Raw genomic sequence first — 18,382 nt, 5'->3', positions numbered from 1 at the left:
ACTTTCTCCCTTTAATTTATGAAAGCTGCTGGAATAGGGAAATTAGAGTCGTTTGATTTCCCACACAGTTATACGCTTACCACTTTGCGAATCCTTACTATCTCTTAAGAGAATCCCCTCGGCTGCAAGCTCATTGCGAATTTTATCCGCAGCTTCCCACTCTTTATTATGGATAAGCCGCAGTCTTTCGGCAATGCACTGATCAATAAATTTTGAATCAAGAGACGTTTTTTTTATAAATAATGGGCAATCTATTGCTTTAATCCAGTCTTGTCGTAATAGTCCTAATAAATTCATGCCATTCGCAAGAGCCAAAACATCGTCTGCTTTATAAAATTTTCGCAAAAGAGTTAATGCTTTTGGCGTATTAAGATCATCACTGAGGGCATCTATTAAAGTATATTCAAGCGCTTCATTGTTTTCCATCATACTCTTTTTACTGCGAAGCAATTCATACCAACGATACAGTTCACTGCTCGATTGCATTAAACGCTGTGCTGTCCAATTTAATGGTTCACGATAATGCGTTTGAAGCATTGAAAAACGTGCAGACAAACCCGCCCAATTTTGCTTCATTTCATCGGCTAAAACACCATTAAATTCCAAAAAATCATTTTCTAATACAGAACGAATGGTTATGAAATTGCCAAAGCTTTTTGACATCTTTTTACCTTCAACTTGTAAAAAGCCGTTATGCATCCAAAAATTAGCCATTCGCTCTGTCCCAAAAGCTGAACAACTTTGTGCAATCTCATTTTCATGGTGAGGAAAAATTAAATCAAGTCCACCCCCATGGATGTCAAAAATATTTGCAATCGGATCATCACAAGTTAAACCACCACCATAGGGAGCCAATAACTTCGCCATTGACATGGCAGAACATTCAATATGCCAACCTGGACGACCTAAAACAGGAATTCCGCCCGGCGATTCCCAACCTGGTTCTCCTTCTACAGAAGGCTTCCATAAAACAAAATCCATCTCCTCCCTTTTATAAGCAGCAACATCAATACGTGCGCCCGCCCTCATTTCATCTAAAGAACGATTTGCAAATGCCCCATAATGGGGAGGATTTTTTATGCTATTTATAGAGAATAATATATGATTTTCCGCTTTATAAGCATGCCCCTTTTCAAGCAATTTTTCGATGAGCACGCGCATCTCCTCTAAATGCTCGGTGGCACGTGGTTGACTGGTTGGCAAGAGACAACCAAGCGCTATTGTATCTTGTTGAAACTGAGAATATGTGCGTTCTGTTAATTGACGAATAGCGTCATTCAGTGACAAATTTGGATATTCACAAGCAGCTCGTGCATTAATTTTATCATCAACATCTGTAATATTACGCGCATATAAAACATGATCATTGCCATAAACATGACGTAATAAGCGAAATAAAACATCAAAAACAATGATAGGACGTGCATTTCCTATATGTGCGTAATCATAAATTGTTGGGCCACAAACATAAAGACGCACTTTTGTTGGATCTATTGGTATAAAATTTTCTTTTTTACGTGTCAGCGTATTATAAAGTCGCAACTTACTCATCATTATACTCCGTAAACGATATTACGCACTGCTCCTTAGATATCTCTTATCTCAAATGATCGCATTATGCGGTTTAGACTAAAACTTTTACCTTATAGTTAAATTCTTCTTCCCTATTGTAAGTGAAGCTGTATCCATCATTTATCATAAAAACAATCTCTTTTATTTGATTTGACAAAAGCATTCTATAGATAGAGAGCTCCCCCCTCCTTGAAAAAAGGAGTTTAGAAAAAATTCCATAGGCAATGAATATTTATATGAAAAATAGATTACAGGAAGCAAATCTTAAAAATTCTAACCACACAAAAAGCTTCATCAGTATTTTAATATTCCACAATGGGTTCCTTACTGTCTTTTACGCCCTATATTTTGTAACCAATCATTGAGAACAATGTCGCAATTAACCCTATTTTTTAACATCGTTCTTATGACAAAATTATTTTATCTGTACAGAGCTTTATTCAAAGAAAGTAATACAAAATAATGTGGAATAAATTGAGAAAAATCATTCTTTTAATATTTCTTGTTGTTTCAATGCCAACCTTCGCACAACAATCTCCACCTTATGAAAAAAAATTACTTCGTCTCGCAGAAATTTTGGGATCATTGCATTCTCTCCAAAATCTTTGTGAACCTCAAACCAGCCAATGGTATGACTATATGAACGCACTGATTGAAGCAGAACACCCCATCCCACAAAGGCGCGCTTATTTTTATGAAGCATTTAATGAAGCCTATCGCGCTTTTTCAGAAAATTATCATCATTGTACACAAGCAGCCATTGAAGCCAATCAAAGATACATTGAAGAAGGAAGAACTTTATCCGAAAATCTTCTCATGCATTATAACAACTAACCTGTATGAAAAGCATCTGCTTCAATTTAAGCGATATCAATGATGCCCCCCTCACAAATGAAGAGATCAATAAGTTGCTTTTGAAAATAAAAAACTTTTGAAGAAGAGTGCCTTGATATGTTTTTATTCTTATAAGTACCTTTTCTCTGTAAAAATTACTCTTTGGCTTCCTCCCTATCTTCAAAGGATGAAGATTCTTAATCCAATATGGTTTGTAAATAGCCCAAATGCTCGTGCGTTCTACTTGGCTTTCCACCATGTGATGTGCTGTGAAACTCTACAAAAAAACCTAAGAACATTCATCACATACTAAAATACTGACATGTTAAAGAAGCTGATATGTCTTATATCACATTATTACTCTATAAAAGATGATGTTTTTGGCATAACAAGATAAAACTTATGCTGTTTACACCAAAGTTTCTATAAATTTAATAGGCTCTCCTTGTGAAGGTGTGACAATTTCACCTTCCCACATAACGCGCATACCACGGATAATAGTCCCGACAGGCCAACCTTTGACCTTTTGGCCATCATAAGGTGTCCAGCCGGCACGCGAACCAATTAAGCCATTCGTAATAATTTCTTCACGCTTCAGATCAACAATGGTTAAATCAGCATCATATCCGACAGCAAGACGTCCTTTACAGCTTATACCAAAAATACGACTAGGGCCATGTGACGTGAGATCAACAAAACGCTCAAGGGATATCTTTCCTGCATTCACATGTGTCAACATAATTGCTGCTGTTGTTTGTACTCCTGTCATTCCTGAAGGTGAAGAGGGATAAGATTGAAGCTTGTCCTCAAGGGTATGAGGCGCATGATCTGAGCCTAAAACATCAATAATCCCCTGTTGAACACCATACCAAAGGGCTTCACGGTGGCGCGATTCGCGAATAGGTGGATTCATCTGAATTAATGTACCAAACTGCTTATAATCATCCGCCGTAAGAGTCAAATGATGGTGTGTCACTTCAATTGTTGCAATATCTTTATGTTTTTTTAGAAAATCAATTTCTTCTTCTGTCGAAAGATGTAATACATGAATGCGTGCTTTCGTCTCATGGGCAATTTTTACCAAACGCTGCGTACACTTTAACGCTGCAATCTCATCACGCCAAATGGGATGCGAGGATGCATCCCCTTCAATACGCAGCACTTTACGCTCTTTGAGCCTTTCCTCATCTTCAGAATGAAAAGCTGCACGACGGCGTGTATTTTTCAAAATAAGACGTACACTTTCATCATCATCGACCAAAAGATCTCCGGTAGAAGACCCCATAAAAACTTTAATTCCCGCTGCACCAGGAAGTCTTTCTAACTCAGACAGTTCATGAGCATTTTCACGCGTTCCTCCAACCCAAAATGCAAAGTCACAATGCATTCGATGAAATCCGCGCTTAACCTTATCGCTTAATGTTTCTTCTGATGTTGTCAATGGATTGGTATTAGGCATCTCAAACACTGCTGTAACCCCTCCTAACACCGCAGAATACGATCCACTTTCTAAATCCTCCTTATATTCATTGCCTGGCTCACGAAAATGCACTTGACTATCAATAATTCCCGGCAAAATATGAAGCCCCGTACAATCAATCACCTCACCAGCCGAAACACATGTAAGATCGCCAATTGCAGCAATACGGCCATTTGTCACACCAATATCACGCTTGCTTCTTCCATCATGATTCACAAGTGTTGCACCTTTAAAAATTGTATCAAATGTTTTAAACATAGGCCAAGCTCCTTACATATTGCTCACTTATCGATTATGGAACTTTGAGCAGAAAGGCAAGAACCATGATTGAAAAACCAAACGCCATTTGCTTAAAAAACCGTGGAATTATTCAAATTACAGGTGAAGAAGCAACAGATTTTTTACAATCCCTGATCACAACAGATGTCAAAAAAATTACTCCCCAAGGACTTTTCCCTGGAGCCCTCTTATCCCCACAAGGAAAGGTTCTTGCTGATTTTCTTATCGGAAAAAGAGAGGATGGTTATTTTATTGATATTGTGATGTCTTTGGCTGATATACTCTACAAGCGTCTGTTGCTCTATAAACTGCGTAAAAAAGTAGAAATTATACAACCATTACAAGAGATTGTCACCGTTTCTTGGAAAAATGAATCAGATACTTTAAATTTTGATTCATATTTTGTTGATAAACGCTTCCCACAACAAGAAAAAATCATCCGAATCTACGGCAAAGTCCCTTTTTTAGCTTCAGAAGATTATGCCCCATGGAATCAATTGCGTATCCGTTATGCAATTGCAGAAAGTGGTCAAGACTATGAAATTGGCAAAGTCTTTCCTCATGATATTAATTATGATCAAATCAATGGACTTGCATTCAACAAAGGGTGTTATATTGGACAAGAAATTGTTTCACGAATGCACCATCGCCGCGCTATACGCCGCCGTATTTTAATTATAAAAAGTCAGTTTGATCTCCCCCCTCAATCGAGCATTGCAGCAGGAACAAAAGTACTTGGTCACTTGGCAACATGTGTTGCAAATGAGGCTCTTGCTTTAATGCGTATTGACCATGTCAAAGATACTATGGATCATAACATTCCCTTTAGCGTCAAAAACATTCCTGTCACCATACATATTGCTGAAAATATGAATTTTACCTTTCCTGAAAATACTGTAGAAAATACACATGGCTAAAGCTGAATTATTAAAAAGTGGAGAAGCACGCGCTTGGCAAAGAATGCTCTCTGGACGCAGACTTGATCTTCTCAATCCTTCTCCTTTTGATATTGAAATTGAAGATATTGCCCATGGACTTGCTCGTGTGGCACGGTGGAATGGTCAAACACGAGGAGAGCATGCCTATTCTGTTGCACAACATTCACTTTTGGTCGAACAAATATTTCAAAAACTTTTTCCACAGTCGCCGAGAAATGAATGTCTCTGTGCTCTTCTTCATGATGCACCAGAATATGTTATCGGTGATATGATTTCACCCTTTAAAGCTATCATAGGAAAACAATATGAACGCATTGAAAAGTGCATCCAAGATGCGATCCATATGCGCTTTTCTCTTCCCGTTGATCTTTCTCAAAAACTTTTAAAAAAAATCAAACAAGCCGATCGTATTGCTGCATATCATGAAGCGATCATGCTTGCTGGATTTAATATAGAAGAAGCCCTTCGCTATTTTGGCTCTCCCAATAATATTTCATCCGATGATCTTAATTTACACCCCTACTCTACCCAACAAATTGAAAACGCATTTTTAACGCGCTTTAATGACTTGGATGTCCAAAAATTATAGACTCTTTGCATTGTTGATTCCTTATCATTAAAAACTCATCACACTGATTTATAATAATAATTCATTGTTTTTCATGTTGAATAAGAGTCTCAAATGTCGTAGGATTTACTCATTTCAGACCTTCTTATATGGCATCAACAAAAATCGTTTGCTTGCACATCATAAATGATGAGAAAAGTATGGGTAAAATTTGTATAAGAAAGAGCTAAAAATGCTTCTTATGGACCATTTCAAGTGCTACGCAAGCGTTGTCCGCAACATTGGAAGTTGGCAAAGGTGTGATGGGTACCCGCTTGCTTTTTTAGGAAGCATAAAGATGATCGCGCTTTATAGTTTTATACAGTTCTTCGAGACTTCACCATCATACCATTCATAGGCACTATCGCGAATGTGAAATGAGGTGTCTCAATGTTTCTTTTTTAAAAGCATGCAAATTATCCCCTCAACAGCGTTCTATTTTGCATGAGAGAATGCCCCCATGAAAGCAATAAAAAAAATCACAGCTAAAATTACATACAAAAATATATGAAATCATGCACTTTCATTATCAAAACAGCAAATGTCCTCTTGTCAAACTGTTCACCTTAAACAAAAGTTTATTTTAGTTTATAAACTTCTCTTTCCGCTGGAAAAGCACGAGATGTAACATCTTCTGCATAATTCTTGATGGCTGCTTCCATAGCTTGCTCAAGGTTGCCATAACGCCGTACAAATTTTGGCACATGGGAACCATAGCCTAACATATCTTCCATCACCAATATTTGTCCATCGCATTGATTGGACGCGCCTATCCCGATCGTAGGAATAGAAAGCTTTTTGGTAAGTTTCACCGCTAAAGGCTCGACAATTGCTTCTAAAACAACAGCAAAAGCACCTGCCTCTTCAATCGCTGCTCCATCTTCTTCAATTCTTTGCCAATCGCTCTCCTTGCACCCTTGTGTTTTGAAACCTCCAAAACGATTCATCGCTTGGGGGGTGAGACCAATATGCCCCATCACTGGAATGCCACGTTTACACAAAAAATCTATTGTGTCCGCCATATAAACACCACCTTCAAGCTTAACAGCCCCACATCCCGTTTGGGCAAGAATACACGATGCATTTAAAAAAGCTTGCTCTTTACTTTCCTCATAAGAGCCAAAAGGCATATCAATAACGACAAGAGCTTTTTGAGACCCACGCACCACGGCTTTCCCATGTAAAATCATCATATTTAAATTAACAGGAAGCGTTGTCTCGAACCCATACACAACCATACCAACGCTATCACCAACCAAAAGGATATCGCAATAGGGATCAGCAATCCGCGCAGTATAAGCTTGATAAGCTGTCAAAGAAACAATCGGCTGTTGTCCCTTTCTTGCGCGTATTTCAGAAGATGTTATACGTTTGACTATTTTATGTATACTCATTTTCCGCCCTTCTCTTGCAATATGTATTGATCAATAAGCCTTACCTCACCAAAACGGACAGTAAGAAGTAAAACTGCTGGTTTATTCAGTGTTCCTTTGACCGCGCATAAAGTTTCCATATCCCGTAAATCTATTGCTTCAATGATTGCACGCGGTTCTTTTTGTAAAATATCATGAACAGTTTGGCATAATTTATCAACCGATCGTTCACCTTCATGGTAAAGCTTTTCAGCAGCTTTTCCACTTTTAGGAATAATTTTGGCCGCTTTACGATCTTCTAATGTTAAAAACTGATTGCGTGAAGAATGCGCAACACCATCTGCTTCACGTAGAATAGGAACGCCAACAATCTCAACAGGAAAGGCTAAATCTTTAACCATACGCCGAATGATTAAAATTTGTTGAAAATCCTTTTCTCCCAAAAAAGCCTTATCGGGCTGAACAATATTAAAAAGCTTAGCAACAACACTCGTTACACCACAAAAATGCCCTGGACGTAATTTTCCCATCAAAATACGTGATAATTTTTCCACCCTCACAATTGTATCATTTCCCGATGGCCACATTTCATCGACAGAAGGCGCAAAAACACATTCAACACCTGCTTTTTTTAATAAAGTACAATCGCTCCTCAAATCTCTTGGATATTGGGCAAAATCTTCATGAGGTCCAAATTGTTTTGGATTGACAAAAATAGACACCAATACGCGATCACACATGGCTTTTGCACGCTGTACTAGCGAAAGATGCCCCTCATGGAGTGCTCCCATTGTTGGCACAAAACCAATCAAAAGGCCTAAACGCCGCTCCTCTGAAGTATATTGGCGAACTTCAGCAATTGTCTTTAAAATTTTCATTTTCCCATTTTATTCCATTATTATCAGATCAGCAAATGAATGCCTGTATACCAAATCGACGCTCAAACAACTGTATCAAATTCGTGCGCACTGATGGCTGTTTTATATCTCGTGGCTCCCAAACATGACGCATAAGAAAAAAACCCGTTAAGTTAAAACCATTCGTTATATCCCTAAAATCAGTAGGACGGATCGCTTTTTGCACAAGAAACTGTGGGAGAATGAGAAGCTTTTTTTTCCAAGGTTCCCCTGCTTCTTCACAGACAGCCCGTCCAGATTTTGGCGATACGTAATAAAGTTTTTCTTGGCAACCAGTTGCAGCACAACAAGATAAATCAAGACCAAACCCGAGTTCTTCAAGAAGCCGCATTTCAAAACGTACCAGCAATTCTGCATTGATAAATGGTTCATCAAAATTCTGCATAAAAAGGTATAAAATATCATATAAAACGGGGTGCGGATCACGCTCGGGAAGAAGCCGTAAATGAAAAGCAATCAATTGCAAAGCATACAGTGCTTCTGGTAGACAGATTAATCGTGCCGCATGTAAATCAAGAGCTTCAAGGCGAAAAAGTCCCAAATGTTCTTCTAAACGCGCACTCCATTCAGCCTCCACAAAATTTCCGGGTTGAAGAAGAGCTGCCATACGACGCGAACGCCCCCCTTTTACCACCCCCATATAACGACCACGTTCACGCGTCATAATCTCAAGAATAACGCTTGTTTCACCATATTGGCGCACACCAAGAATAACAGCTTGTTCTTTCCACTTCATTTTGTCTTAATTATTTTAAAAAATCCAATCCCATTTCACGATAACGTTCTGGATCGGTATCCCAATTATTGCGCACTTTCACAAAAAGAAAAAGATGAACCTTTTGATCCATCATTTCCATAAGTTCCTTGCGTGCTGCTTGACCAATCGTTTTAATTGTATCGCCTTTTGCTCCCAAAACAATTTTCCTCTGACTCTCACGCTCTACATAAATAACTTGATTAATTTTAACGGAACCATCTGAACGCTCTTCAAAGCTTTCTGTTTCAACCGTTGAGGAATAGGGAAGCTCATCATGAAGACGAAGAAAAAGTTTTTCACGCGTAATTTCAGCAGCAAGATGACGCATAGGCATATCGGAAATTTGATCTTCCGGATAATACCATGGCCCCTCTTGCATCATATTACTTAATGCATGAAGTAAATCCTTGCAACCAGAACCGTTTAGAGCAGAAATCATAAATGTTTGCGCAAACTTTATACGTTCATTTATTTTAGTCGTTAAGGCTAGAAGAGATGATTTAACAACTGTATCAACCTTATTTAGAACGAGAACTTTTTCTTGTTTCATATTGTTTACAATATCTAACATCCTATCAACTTCATCCGAAAGACCACTTTGAGCATCAATTAAAACAAGCAGAACATCAGCACTCTTAGCACTTCCCCAAGCAGCAGAAACCATGGCACGCTCTAAACACTTATGGGGACGAAAAACCCCCGGTGTATCGACAAACACAATTTGCACATCATCATGAATGACAATACCGCGGATTAAAGTTCGTGTTGTTTGTACCTTATGTGTTACAATTGAAACCTTTGTTCCAACTAATTGATTAACCAATGTCGATTTACCAGCATTCGGCATCCCAATAAGCACAACAAATCCAGAACGCGTTTTCATAACGTCACTCATGATCCTTTTTTCCCACCGTTTTCCATACACCTTCTCGTCGCAAAATTTTTTCAGCTGCCATTCTTTCAGCATATCTTTTAGAGCTTCCCTGCCCAATCTCCGAAGCAAAACCTGAAATACTGACTTCTACCATAAAAACAGGATCGTGATCTGGACCTGAACGTTTGATAACCTGATAATGTGGTTGTGCATTGCCTTGGATATGCGCCCATTCTTGTAACTCTGTCTTGGCATCACGCCGACCAGCATCCATTTTCTTTGCCCGACTTTGCCAATATTTTTGAATAAAAGGACGAACGCTTTCCAACCCTCCTTCAAGATACATCACCGCAATCAAAGCTTCCACAACATCTGCATGCATATTGATAAGCCGACGCCCTTCAAAATTTCTCATCTCAAAACCAACTTGGATCATATCAGGCAGTCTCATTTCGCGTGCAATATCAGCACATGTCTGCGCATTGACCAGATGATTCAAGCGAACTGATAATTCACCTTCACTTGCCTGAGGAAAAAGTTGATACAGCATTTCTGCAATCAAAAGCCCTAAAACTCGATCACCTAGAAACTCTAGTCGTTCATAATTTCCCTGTTCCGAATCTTGTACACTCGCGTGTGTTAATGCTTTTTTTAATTTCTCTTCATCTTTAAAACGATGCCCCGTCAGCTTAAAAAGCTGATTAATCATGAGACGTTTCATCGTTGTTTCCTTGCTTGATAAGCGGCAAATCATGAACCGTATTTATGAAAGAAAACAAACGTTTCCAACGCACATCAAATGGCCAGCGCCAAATCTGCCAAGCACTTGAACCATTACTGATAGAAAAGAAAATCAGGCTCGCGCGACCAATAAGATTTTCTTCTGGAACATAGCCTACATCCAAACGACTATCATCTGAATTGTCGCGGTTATCACCCATCATAAAATAATGTCCCTGAGGAATTTCAAAGACTTTTGTATCATCAACTTTTGGGATGAAAGCCAAATCAAGCGTATCGTAATAAACACCATTAGGGAGTGTCTCGCGATAAACCTCAACAGGATAGTTCACTTCCGTTATATCAGAATTATCAATCTTCCCCATAAAGTGACGCGAAACAGCCTCATCATTAATATAAAGAACACTTTGACGAACTTGTATACGATCACCTGGTAGCCCAACAACGCGTTTTATATAATCAATCTTCGGATTACTTGGTAAACGAAAAACGACCACATCTCCCCGTTTAGGTTGAGATGCCCAAATACGCCCAGAAAAAAGGGGAGGAGAAAAGGGAAGGGAAAAATGAGAATATCCATATGCATACTTAGAAACAAAAAGATAATCCCCCACTAATAAAGTAGGACGCATTGAACCAGAAGGAATACTAAAAGGCTGGAAAAAAAGTGTCCGAATAAAGGCTGCTAAAAGCAAAGCCTGTATTAGAACAGAAATTAATTCAAGAATCCCACCTTTTTTTTCTTTTTTATGCACTTCATCTTTTTGGACCATCACCAACTACCTTCTCATCACAAATATAACTTTTTTTCATCATAATATTCAAATAGTAAAAGCACAATCTCTCACGCCATCTATCCACGTGGAAGTGCTTCGATAATAACAAATGCCTGCGCCCAAGGAAAATCATCTGTTATGCTGAGATGAATAACCGCATCATGATGAGGAGGTAATAACTTCTGAAGTTGCACTTGCGCACGATTTGTTAATTGCATGATTGGTTTACCAGATGGCAAATTAACCACCCCCATGTCTTTCCAATTGATACCACAAGCGATTCCCGTTCCTAAGGCTTTAGCGCATGCTTCTTTAGCGGCAAATCTTTTCGCATAAGAAGAAGAATTTTTTTTGAGTTTTTCGGATCTATTCCTTTCAATATCCGTAAAAATACGTTGGATAAAACGCTCGCCATAACGAACCAACATTCTCTCAATCCGTCGTATATCAACCAAATCATTTCCAAGACCAACAATCATAAGATATTACTCACTCTTTCTTACGATGAACGCTTCTTTAAACGCTTTTTTTTTATAATCTTTTGATATCGCTTTTGCTTAAAACGAACCGTTGCTCTGTAAACACCTATATAAGATATACCCCCAAAAACAACACCTAAAAGAGTACCACCTAAAATCATAGGCCTCATAATTGTATCCCATGCACCTTTAAAAAGGAGAGAAAAATTTGACATTGTCAATCCATTAAACAAAGCACGAATTTGAGAAAGAGAAATCTCATTGACATCACTAACAAGCGATAAACAAAAATACCCTACTTTATAATCAGCCATAACAATCAATAAAAATGTAAGTGGATTAGAAAAAACAGTCCCAATAATTGCAGCTGCAAAGTTTGCACGCAAAATCCAAGAAAAAAATATTGCCAAGATAATATGCACCCCGAAGACAGGGGAACAGGCTAAAAAAATGCCAATAGCAAACCCTAATGCAACTTCATGCGGTGTTGCTGATATACGCAAAATACGTTTATAGATGTAAGAAAATGAGCGAGAAAATGAACGACGTGGCCATAACCAAAGTCGAATACGTGTTAAAAAATCTATTGGTTCTCGACGACGAAAAAGCATATGACTCTCAATATACATCTTTTGATGATGAAACAATCTATATCATCCAAATTAATCTTTTAAAGTTTTTGTATAAAAAAAATAGAAAGACAATTAAATATTTCGACTACCTGGTTTAATCGCTGGAAGAACAGAAAGATCTGCAGGAAGCGCATCACTCGCATAAGAGGCTATCTCATATTCAGCAAGCGCAATTAATGGAACACCAACATCAACCTTACCACCAGAACGATCAAGGATACAAGCACTTGCCAATACCTCTGCTCCTGCTGCCGTCAGCGCCTCAACGGTTTCACGAATGGAAAGACCCGTTGTCACAATATCTTCGACAATAACAACCCGTGCGCCCTTATGGATTTCAAAACGACGCAATTCAAAGATGCCATTGACACGCTCTACCCAAAGAGAAGGAACTCTAAGGTGACGTGAAGTCTCATAGGAAGGGATAAGACCGCCAATTGCGGGACCAACGACATAATCAATTTGTTCCTCGATAGATTCTTTTATTTTTTCAGCCAATCCACGACAGAGCTTTTCCGTTAAGTCAGCATGCATAAACACCTTCGCCTTTTGCATATAAACCGCACTATGGCACCCTGATGTTAAAATAAAATGTCCTTCTAGAATAGCATCCGCTTGTTTAAAAATATCAATGACATCTTGTGTATTCATTGCAAAATCTTTCTTATTATCCATGAACCCGCCGTACTGTACTCACTGAATCTGCCTTTTTTAACTGAGAAAAAATACGATTCAAATGTTTTAAATCCCAAACTTCTAAATCAATCATCATTTCTATAAAGTCTGGTGCTGTACGAATAAAAGATAAATTTTGGATATTGGCATCGTTTGCAGAAATTATTTGCGTAATTTCAGCCAAAGAACCAGGACTATTTACAACCAAAATATTCATCCGTGCAGGAAAACGCTCTTTCATTTGTGAATCAATATCCCAGCGGACATCAATCCATCGTTCTGGCTGATCATCATACGCCATCAAAGCTGAAGACTGTATTGGATAAATAACGATCCCAGCGCCTGGTTGCATAATACCAACAATCCGATCTCCAGGCACAGCCCCTTCTGGTGAAAAACGTACAGGGATATCTCCACTGGTTCCTCGAATAGGCAATGCCTTAGATTGATTATTTTCGACCATTGCATCCTTTTCATTTTCTGGAACTTTAAAAATCATTCCTTGGGCATTTGCAATATTAAACCACCCTTCTTCCCCAGACTTAAAAGATGACTTTTGAGCCACACGCTCTTGATAATCGGGATAAACCGCTTTAATCACATCAGCGGGAAACAGCTCTCCACGCCCAACAGCAGCCAATACATCCTCTACGTCTTTACGTGCCAAACGTGGCAGAACTTTCTTCAAAACATCTTTTGAAAATTGTTTTCCTATATATTCAAACGAACGCTCAAGAATACGATATCCTAAACCCGAATATTGCTTACGTACCGCTGCTCGGCTTGCGCGTCGAATAGCTGAACGTGCTTTACCTGTGACAACAAGAAATTCCCACGCAGCTGGTGGAATTTGAGCGTGTGAACGGATAATATCAACTTCGTCACCATTTTTTAATTTAGTCATTAAAGGCATAATACGACCATTGATTTTTACGCCCACACAAGAATCGCCAATATCTGTATGAACGGCATAAGCAAAATCAATAGGTGTCGCTCCTTTAGGAAAAGCAATTAATCGACCTTTTGGTGTAAAACAAAAAACTTGGTCTTGAAAAAGCTCAAGTTTTGTATGTTCTAAAAACTCTTCCGGATTATCGCCATCAGATAAAGATTGTATCGTTTGACGCAACCATGCATAAGCATTCGTTTCGCTTGATAGCTTCAAAGTTGAATAATTGGAACCCTGCTCTTTATATATGGAATGGGCTGCAACCCCATATTCAGCAACTTCATTCATGGCAGCCGTTCTAATTTGCAATTCAACGCGTTGTCTCGAAGGCCCCACAATGGTTGTATGAATAGAACGATAATCATTTTGCTTTGGGATAGAGATATAATCTTTAAAACGACCAGGAACTATCGGCCATGTCGTATGGATGATACCAAGAGCACGATAACAATCATTTACCGTTTCAACAATCACACGAAATCCAAAAATATCCGATAACTGTTCAAAAGATAATGCTTTACTTTCCATTTTGCGAAAAACTGAATAAGATTTTTTCTGACGGCTTTTAACATCTGCTTTAATGCCATTTTCCAAAAAAAGTTTTGTCAATTCATTTTCAATTGTGGAAAGCAAATCACGGTTGTGCTTCAATAGTTCAGAAAGTCGATTAGTAATCGTACGATGACCTTCTGGATTTAAATAAAAGAAAGAGAGGTCCTCTAATTCCTCGCGCATATCCTGCATACCCATACGACCCGCAAGTGGCGCATAAATATCCATTGTCTCCTCAGCAATTCGTCGACGTTTATCATCACGCATAACTCCAAGGGTACGCATATTATGGAGGCGGTCTGCAAGTTTGACTAAAAGAACACGAACATCATCAGAAATGGCAATAAGAAGTTTACGAAGGTTTTCTGCCTGTACAGCTTTCTTTGATACAAGATCCAGCTTATTAAGCTTTGTAAGCCCTTCAACTAACTTCCCAATTTCAGAACCAAAAAGCTGATCAATTTCTGCTCGCGTAGCGCTTGTATCTTCAATCGTATCATGCAAAAGAGCAACCACAATCGTTGCTTCGTCCAACCGCATATCTGTTAAAATAGAAGCAACTTCTAGAGGATGAGAAAAATAAAGATCACCTGAAGCACGCGTTTGATGTGCATGCTTCCTCATTGCATAATCATAGGCTCTGTTTAAAAGAGCCTCATCTACGTCAGACTTGTAACGTTGAATACGCGCAACAAGCTCACACTGACGCATCATACGAGCATATCCTTTATCTTTTTACACCTTTAAATCCTTATTGAACACAACTTGTCACTAAAAGACAAGAAAAATAACTTCTCCTTACATAATAAGGTATCTTTACTTCTGTCATATTAGCCGGCGCAATTAATAATCGTCACTTTTTTCTGGAACAACCAAACCTTCAATCCCCGCTAAAAGCTCTTCTTCTGACATATGATCAAACGAAGTTCCTTCTTCTTGTGATGATGTATTAAAAACACTTTCAGCTTCACTTGAATGGGTGATAAATCCACTTGCCATTTCTGGCTCATCTACTTCCACATGCTTTTGCATCGAATGGATAAGATCTTCCTTTAAATCAGCAGGCGATAATGTTTCTTCTGCTATTTCACGCAAAGCGACAACTGGATTTTTATCATTATCACGATCAACCGTAATCTGCGCTCCTTGTGAAATCTGACGCGCCCGATGACCTGCTAAAAGTACCAATTCAAAGCGGTTATCAACTTTATCAATACAATCTTCTACCGTTACGCGGGCCATTTATGCCTCTTTCTCAAATAAAAAAATTTAATAGCGAATAGGAAGTATATACAATAATCAAAATAAAACACAAGAAAAACAACACAAGCTTTCATATTTTTTGCTTAAAGAACTTATTTAAGAAAATTCTTGGAAAACTTATAAAAATATAAAAAAATGTATATCGTGTTGGTTATCAAAGCTGCTCTTAAAAGGATTTCAATAGATTGGATTCAAACAAAGGTGGGTATTTCTTACCAAGGAATCTTTTACTAAGAGCCTTTATCCTTTTAAAAGAAATACCAGCTCTTAAAATTCTTTGCCAATAAAAGCAGCCTTATGCACACTTTATGATAATATATTTATGAAAGACAGAATTTTTTTCTTTAAACATCTCTATGTATTGTACTCTTATTTCATTGAATAAATGACTGAAAAATTGCCTCTCGTTACATCATAATTAGCCATAGGTTTATGTTAAACTTTCTTCTAAAATAGTTTATTGATATGCTAAATTGTTTATCAAAACATAACCCGTCATATACGTTATAAAAGACTCAAAAGAATAAAAAAGTATTGATCCTTAAGCCATGAATAGTCCATTAACATCACTTTGCCCAGAGCCTCCCCGAAATTGCAATTTATGCCCTAGGCTCCATCAGTTTATTGCTGACTGGCGTATAAAAGAACCAAGCTGGCATAACGCACCAGTACGCCCTTTCTTTCCCTATAAAGGCGCAGATACAACGCGTCTTCTCATTGTTGGTCTTGCTCCTGGATTACGCGGCGCCAACCGAACTGGACGTCCATTCACGGGTGATTATGCTGGGCACTTACTTTATTCCACTTTGAAAAAATTCGGATTTGCCCAAGGGACCTTTGAAGAAAGAGCAAATGATAATCTTGAACTGATTGATGCTGCAATCGTTAATTCTGTTCGTTGTGTTCCACCAGAAAACAAACCCACCGGTGCAGAAATTAACACGTGCCGTTCTTTCTTTTCGCCTCTTTTAACAAATCTTCCCAAACTTAAAGCCATTATTACCTTAGGGACCATTGCACACCATTCAACGATACGTGCTCTTAATGCAAAAGTTTTAGCTCACCCTTTTGGACATGGAAAAATCAATAATATTGGTAGATTACGCATCTTTTCAAGCTATCACTGTTCTCGTTATAATACGAATACTGGCCGCTTGACGGACGCTATGTTTCACCAAATTTTTCAAGCAGCAAAAACATACTTAGATCAATGCTAAAACTGTTTCAAAAACACTATAAATAAAGGATATCCACATCGATCATCCATATCTTTTTAAAAGTCTTGCTTTTTCACGTCCCCAATCACGTTTTTTTTCCGTTTCGCGCTTATCATGAAGTTTTTTTCCACGCGCTAGAGCAATCTCTAACTTAACACGCCCACGTTCATTAAAATAAAGTTTGAGAGGAATAAGTGTCATTCCTTCACGAGATGTTGCATTAAAAAAGCGTGCCATCTCGCGTTTTGAAAGTAATAACTTACGCAAACGTCTCGGCTCATGATTAAAACGATTGGCCTGCGTATATTCAGGAATATAGCTGTTTACTAACCATAACTCCCCATTTTCAAAACTGGCATAGCTTTCAGCAATATTAGCGTGATTAGAACGTAAAGACTTCACTTCCGCTCCTTGAAGAACAAGACCCGCTTCAAGATTATTAAGGATTTCAAAATTAAAACGTGCCTTACGATTGTCAGCAATTATTTTCCGTACGGGCGCATTCTTTTTTTTATTCATGGCTTTGTCGATATCATTTATGCGTTTAAAAGACCAGCATGACTAAGGGCTGCATCAATAATCTTCTTTGTGCTCTCTGTTAATGGAACAATCGGAGAACGCACAGTCTCACCACAAAAACCCAATTTTGCAGCAGCATATTTAATCCCTGCTGGGCTCGGTTCAATAAACACAGCACGATTGAGAGGCATAAGGCGATCATTTAATTCCCGTGCTGTTTTATAATCACCATGAAAACAAGCAGCCTGAAGCTCTGAACAAAGTTTTGGAGCAACATTAGAGGAAACTGAAATACAGCCAACACCTCCATGTGCATTAAAACCTAATGCTGTACAATCATCACCAGAAAGCTGCACAAAATCTTTGCCACACTTTTCAACTTGTTCACTCACGCGCTCAATTCTGCTCGTTGCATCCTTAACACCAATGATATTGTTAAAATCTTGATAAAGGTCTCTCATCGTTTCCACAGCCATATCGATAACAGAACGACCAGGAATATTATAAATTATAATCGGAATAGAAACAGCTTTGGCAATGGAAGAAAAATGCTTATATAAACCAGACTGATTGGGTCTATTATAATAGGGCGTAACAACCAAAACGGCATCTGCACCAGCCTTTTGTGCGTATTGTGCAAGCTCTATAGCCTCACTTGTGCTATTGGATCCTGCTCCAGCAACAACAGGAACACGCTTTGCGACCTGTTCAACACACAATGCTATAATTCTCTTATGTTCTTCATGACTTAAAGTTGCTGATTCACCTGTTGTCCCAACAGGGCTTACACCGTTAATCCCTTGTGTGACCTGCCATTCAACAAAATCACAAAACGCTTTTTCATCAATTGCACCCTTGTGATCAAACGGTGTAATAAGCGCAGTTATCGCTCCCTTGAGCATGATAAACTCCCTATAATGTTCGCTTTTATTCTTTTTAATAATCGCC

The 18,382-nt window shown here is 38.5% G+C and carries 19 protein-coding genes; 4 read left to right on the top strand and 15 right to left on the bottom strand.

Annotation, left to right across the window (positions count from 1 at the left end; translation table 11 throughout):
- Positions 1 to 42: 42 nt before the first annotated feature.
- On the bottom strand, positions 43 to 1,551 hold the full coding sequence (gene cysS, locus CEV08_RS01410; protein ID WP_100130086.1) for a cysteine--tRNA ligase: 1,509 nt from the start codon (positions 1,549 to 1,551) through the stop codon (positions 43 to 45).
- Between the two features lie 483 nt (positions 1,552 to 2,034).
- Here cysS and CEV08_RS01405 point away from each other — a divergent pair, with 483 nt between their 5' ends.
- Positions 2,035 to 2,406, top strand: a complete 372-nt coding sequence (locus tag CEV08_RS01405) for a TIGR02301 family protein (protein ID WP_100130007.1) — start codon at positions 2,035 to 2,037, stop codon at positions 2,404 to 2,406.
- A 409-nt stretch (positions 2,407 to 2,815) separates the two neighbouring features.
- On the opposite strand, the gene CEV08_RS01395 is transcribed toward CEV08_RS01405, so the two are convergent.
- Positions 2,816 to 4,144 (bottom strand): dihydroorotase, encoded by a 1,329-nt coding sequence (locus CEV08_RS01395; protein WP_100130005.1) that lies wholly within the window; start codon positions 4,142 to 4,144, stop codon positions 2,816 to 2,818.
- A 65-nt stretch (positions 4,145 to 4,209) separates the two neighbouring features.
- Between CEV08_RS01395 and CEV08_RS01390 the strand changes: the two genes are divergently transcribed.
- The gene (locus CEV08_RS01390) at positions 4,210 to 5,082 is read left to right on the top strand and encodes a YgfZ/GcvT domain-containing protein (RefSeq protein ID WP_100130004.1); all 873 of its coding nucleotides are present in this window, start codon (positions 4,210 to 4,212) and stop codon (positions 5,080 to 5,082) included.
- A complete protein-coding gene (locus CEV08_RS01385) occupies positions 5,075 to 5,692 on the top strand; it encodes a YfbR-like 5'-deoxynucleotidase (protein ID WP_100130003.1) in 618 nt (205 codons plus the stop codon). Before CEV08_RS01390 ends, CEV08_RS01385 begins: the two co-directional genes overlap by 8 nt.
- A gap of 596 nt (positions 5,693 to 6,288) precedes the next feature.
- Here the strand turns inward: CEV08_RS01385 and panB are convergent.
- From panB to rpoZ, 11 genes are all read right to left on the bottom strand, one after another.
- Positions 6,289 to 7,104 carry a 3-methyl-2-oxobutanoate hydroxymethyltransferase gene (panB, locus tag CEV08_RS01380; RefSeq protein WP_100130002.1) on the bottom strand — a complete coding sequence of 272 codons (816 nt, stop codon included), beginning with the start codon at positions 7,102 to 7,104 and terminating at the stop codon, positions 6,289 to 6,291.
- The gene (panC, locus tag CEV08_RS01375) at positions 7,101 to 7,961 is read right to left on the bottom strand and encodes a pantoate--beta-alanine ligase (RefSeq protein ID WP_100130001.1); all 861 of its coding nucleotides are present in this window, start codon (positions 7,959 to 7,961) and stop codon (positions 7,101 to 7,103) included. Before panC ends, panB begins: the two co-directional genes overlap by 4 nt.
- Before the next feature lie 28 nt (positions 7,962 to 7,989).
- On the bottom strand, positions 7,990 to 8,736 hold the full coding sequence (gene recO, locus CEV08_RS01370) for a DNA repair protein RecO (RefSeq protein WP_100130000.1): 747 nt from the start codon (positions 8,734 to 8,736) through the stop codon (positions 7,990 to 7,992).
- A gap of 10 nt (positions 8,737 to 8,746) precedes the next feature.
- The gene (era, locus tag CEV08_RS01365; protein WP_100129999.1) at positions 8,747 to 9,652 is read right to left on the bottom strand and encodes a GTPase Era; all 906 of its coding nucleotides are present in this window, start codon (positions 9,650 to 9,652) and stop codon (positions 8,747 to 8,749) included.
- Entirely contained in the window at positions 9,645 to 10,352 is a 708-nt protein-coding gene (rnc, locus tag CEV08_RS01360) for a ribonuclease III (RefSeq protein WP_100129998.1), read from the bottom strand. Before rnc ends, era begins: the two co-directional genes overlap by 8 nt.
- On the bottom strand, positions 10,333 to 11,145 hold the full coding sequence (gene lepB, locus CEV08_RS01355) for a signal peptidase I (RefSeq protein WP_100129997.1): 813 nt from the start codon (positions 11,143 to 11,145) through the stop codon (positions 10,333 to 10,335). The genes rnc and lepB overlap by 20 nt, the downstream gene beginning before the upstream one ends.
- A gap of 80 nt (positions 11,146 to 11,225) precedes the next feature.
- Positions 11,226 to 11,627 (bottom strand): holo-ACP synthase, encoded by a 402-nt coding sequence (acpS, locus tag CEV08_RS01350; RefSeq protein ID WP_100129996.1) that lies wholly within the window; start codon positions 11,625 to 11,627, stop codon positions 11,226 to 11,228.
- Between the two features lie 20 nt (positions 11,628 to 11,647).
- Positions 11,648 to 12,238 (bottom strand): DUF2062 domain-containing protein, encoded by a 591-nt coding sequence (locus CEV08_RS01345; protein ID WP_100129995.1) that lies wholly within the window; start codon positions 12,236 to 12,238, stop codon positions 11,648 to 11,650.
- A gap of 93 nt (positions 12,239 to 12,331) precedes the next feature.
- Positions 12,332 to 12,910, bottom strand: a complete 579-nt coding sequence (pyrE, locus tag CEV08_RS01340; RefSeq protein ID WP_100130085.1) for an orotate phosphoribosyltransferase — start codon at positions 12,908 to 12,910, stop codon at positions 12,332 to 12,334.
- Positions 12,911 to 12,926: 16 nt separating this feature from the next.
- Complete coding sequence (locus tag CEV08_RS01335; protein ID WP_100129994.1) at positions 12,927 to 15,149, bottom strand: RelA/SpoT family protein; 2,223 nt, start codon at positions 15,147 to 15,149, stop codon at positions 12,927 to 12,929.
- Between the two features lie 129 nt (positions 15,150 to 15,278).
- A complete protein-coding gene (gene rpoZ / locus CEV08_RS01330) occupies positions 15,279 to 15,677 on the bottom strand; it encodes a DNA-directed RNA polymerase subunit omega (protein ID WP_100129993.1) in 399 nt (132 codons plus the stop codon).
- A gap of 569 nt (positions 15,678 to 16,246) precedes the next feature.
- Between rpoZ and CEV08_RS01325 the strand changes: the two genes are divergently transcribed.
- Entirely contained in the window at positions 16,247 to 16,915 is a 669-nt protein-coding gene (locus CEV08_RS01325) for a uracil-DNA glycosylase (protein ID WP_100129992.1), read from the top strand.
- Between the two features lie 42 nt (positions 16,916 to 16,957).
- Here CEV08_RS01325 and smpB read toward each other — a convergent pair whose 3' ends face one another.
- Positions 16,958 to 17,434: an SsrA-binding protein SmpB gene (gene smpB / locus CEV08_RS01320; RefSeq protein ID WP_100129991.1), complete on the bottom strand. Its 477-nt coding sequence runs from the start codon at positions 17,432 to 17,434 to the stop codon at positions 16,958 to 16,960.
- Between the two features lie 17 nt (positions 17,435 to 17,451).
- Positions 17,452 to 18,336 (bottom strand): 4-hydroxy-tetrahydrodipicolinate synthase, encoded by an 885-nt coding sequence (gene dapA / locus CEV08_RS01315; RefSeq protein WP_100129990.1) that lies wholly within the window; start codon positions 18,334 to 18,336, stop codon positions 17,452 to 17,454.
- Positions 18,337 to 18,382 lie beyond the last annotated feature (46 nt).

The organism is Bartonella tribocorum (genome assembly GCF_002778015.1).
GTDB classification, from domain to species: domain Bacteria; phylum Pseudomonadota; class Alphaproteobacteria; order Rhizobiales; family Rhizobiaceae; genus Bartonella; species Bartonella tribocorum_B.
This window is presented reverse-complemented; position numbering and strand designations above follow the sequence as displayed.

What these genes read in the sequence shown, in the direction of transcription:
- panC (WP_100130001.1), bottom strand. Translation starts at nt 7,961, where the DNA reads ATGAAAATTTTAAAGACAATTGCTGAAGTTCGCCAATATACTTCAGAG.
- rpoZ (WP_100129993.1), bottom strand. Translation starts at nt 15,677, where the DNA reads ATGGCCCGCGTAACGGTAGAAGATTGTATTGATAAAGTTGATAACCGC.
- CEV08_RS01390 (WP_100130004.1), top strand. Translation starts at nt 4,210, where the DNA reads ATGATTGAAAAACCAAACGCCATTTGCTTAAAAAACCGTGGAATTATT.
- CEV08_RS01345 (WP_100129995.1), bottom strand. Translation starts at nt 12,238, where the DNA reads ATGCTTTTTCGTCGTCGAGAACCAATAGATTTTTTAACACGTATTCGA.
- cysS (WP_100130086.1), bottom strand. Translation starts at nt 1,551, where the DNA reads ATGAGTAAGTTGCGACTTTATAATACGCTGACACGTAAAAAAGAAAAT.
- dapA (WP_100129990.1), bottom strand. Translation starts at nt 18,336, where the DNA reads ATGCTCAAGGGAGCGATAACTGCGCTTATTACACCGTTTGATCACAAG.
- acpS (WP_100129996.1), bottom strand. Translation starts at nt 11,627, where the DNA reads ATGATTGTTGGTCTTGGAAATGATTTGGTTGATATACGACGGATTGAG.
- CEV08_RS01325 (WP_100129992.1), top strand. Translation starts at nt 16,247, where the DNA reads ATGAATAGTCCATTAACATCACTTTGCCCAGAGCCTCCCCGAAATTGC.
- pyrE (WP_100130085.1), bottom strand. Translation starts at nt 12,910, where the DNA reads ATGAATACACAAGATGTCATTGATATTTTTAAACAAGCGGATGCTATT.
- lepB (WP_100129997.1), bottom strand. Translation starts at nt 11,145, where the DNA reads ATGGTCCAAAAAGATGAAGTGCATAAAAAAGAAAAAAAAGGTGGGATT.
- CEV08_RS01395 (WP_100130005.1), bottom strand. Translation starts at nt 4,144, where the DNA reads ATGTTTAAAACATTTGATACAATTTTTAAAGGTGCAACACTTGTGAAT.
- CEV08_RS01335 (WP_100129994.1), bottom strand. Translation starts at nt 15,149, where the DNA reads ATGATGCGTCAGTGTGAGCTTGTTGCGCGTATTCAACGTTACAAGTCT.
- CEV08_RS01405 (WP_100130007.1), top strand. Translation starts at nt 2,035, where the DNA reads ATGTGGAATAAATTGAGAAAAATCATTCTTTTAATATTTCTTGTTGTT.
- panB (WP_100130002.1), bottom strand. Translation starts at nt 7,104, where the DNA reads ATGAGTATACATAAAATAGTCAAACGTATAACATCTTCTGAAATACGC.
- rnc (WP_100129998.1), bottom strand. Translation starts at nt 10,352, where the DNA reads ATGAAACGTCTCATGATTAATCAGCTTTTTAAGCTGACGGGGCATCGT.
- era (WP_100129999.1), bottom strand. Translation starts at nt 9,652, where the DNA reads ATGAGTGACGTTATGAAAACGCGTTCTGGATTTGTTGTGCTTATTGGG.
- CEV08_RS01385 (WP_100130003.1), top strand. Translation starts at nt 5,075, where the DNA reads ATGGCTAAAGCTGAATTATTAAAAAGTGGAGAAGCACGCGCTTGGCAA.
- recO (WP_100130000.1), bottom strand. Translation starts at nt 8,736, where the DNA reads ATGAAGTGGAAAGAACAAGCTGTTATTCTTGGTGTGCGCCAATATGGT.
- smpB (WP_100129991.1), bottom strand. Translation starts at nt 17,434, where the DNA reads ATGAATAAAAAAAAGAATGCGCCCGTACGGAAAATAATTGCTGACAAT.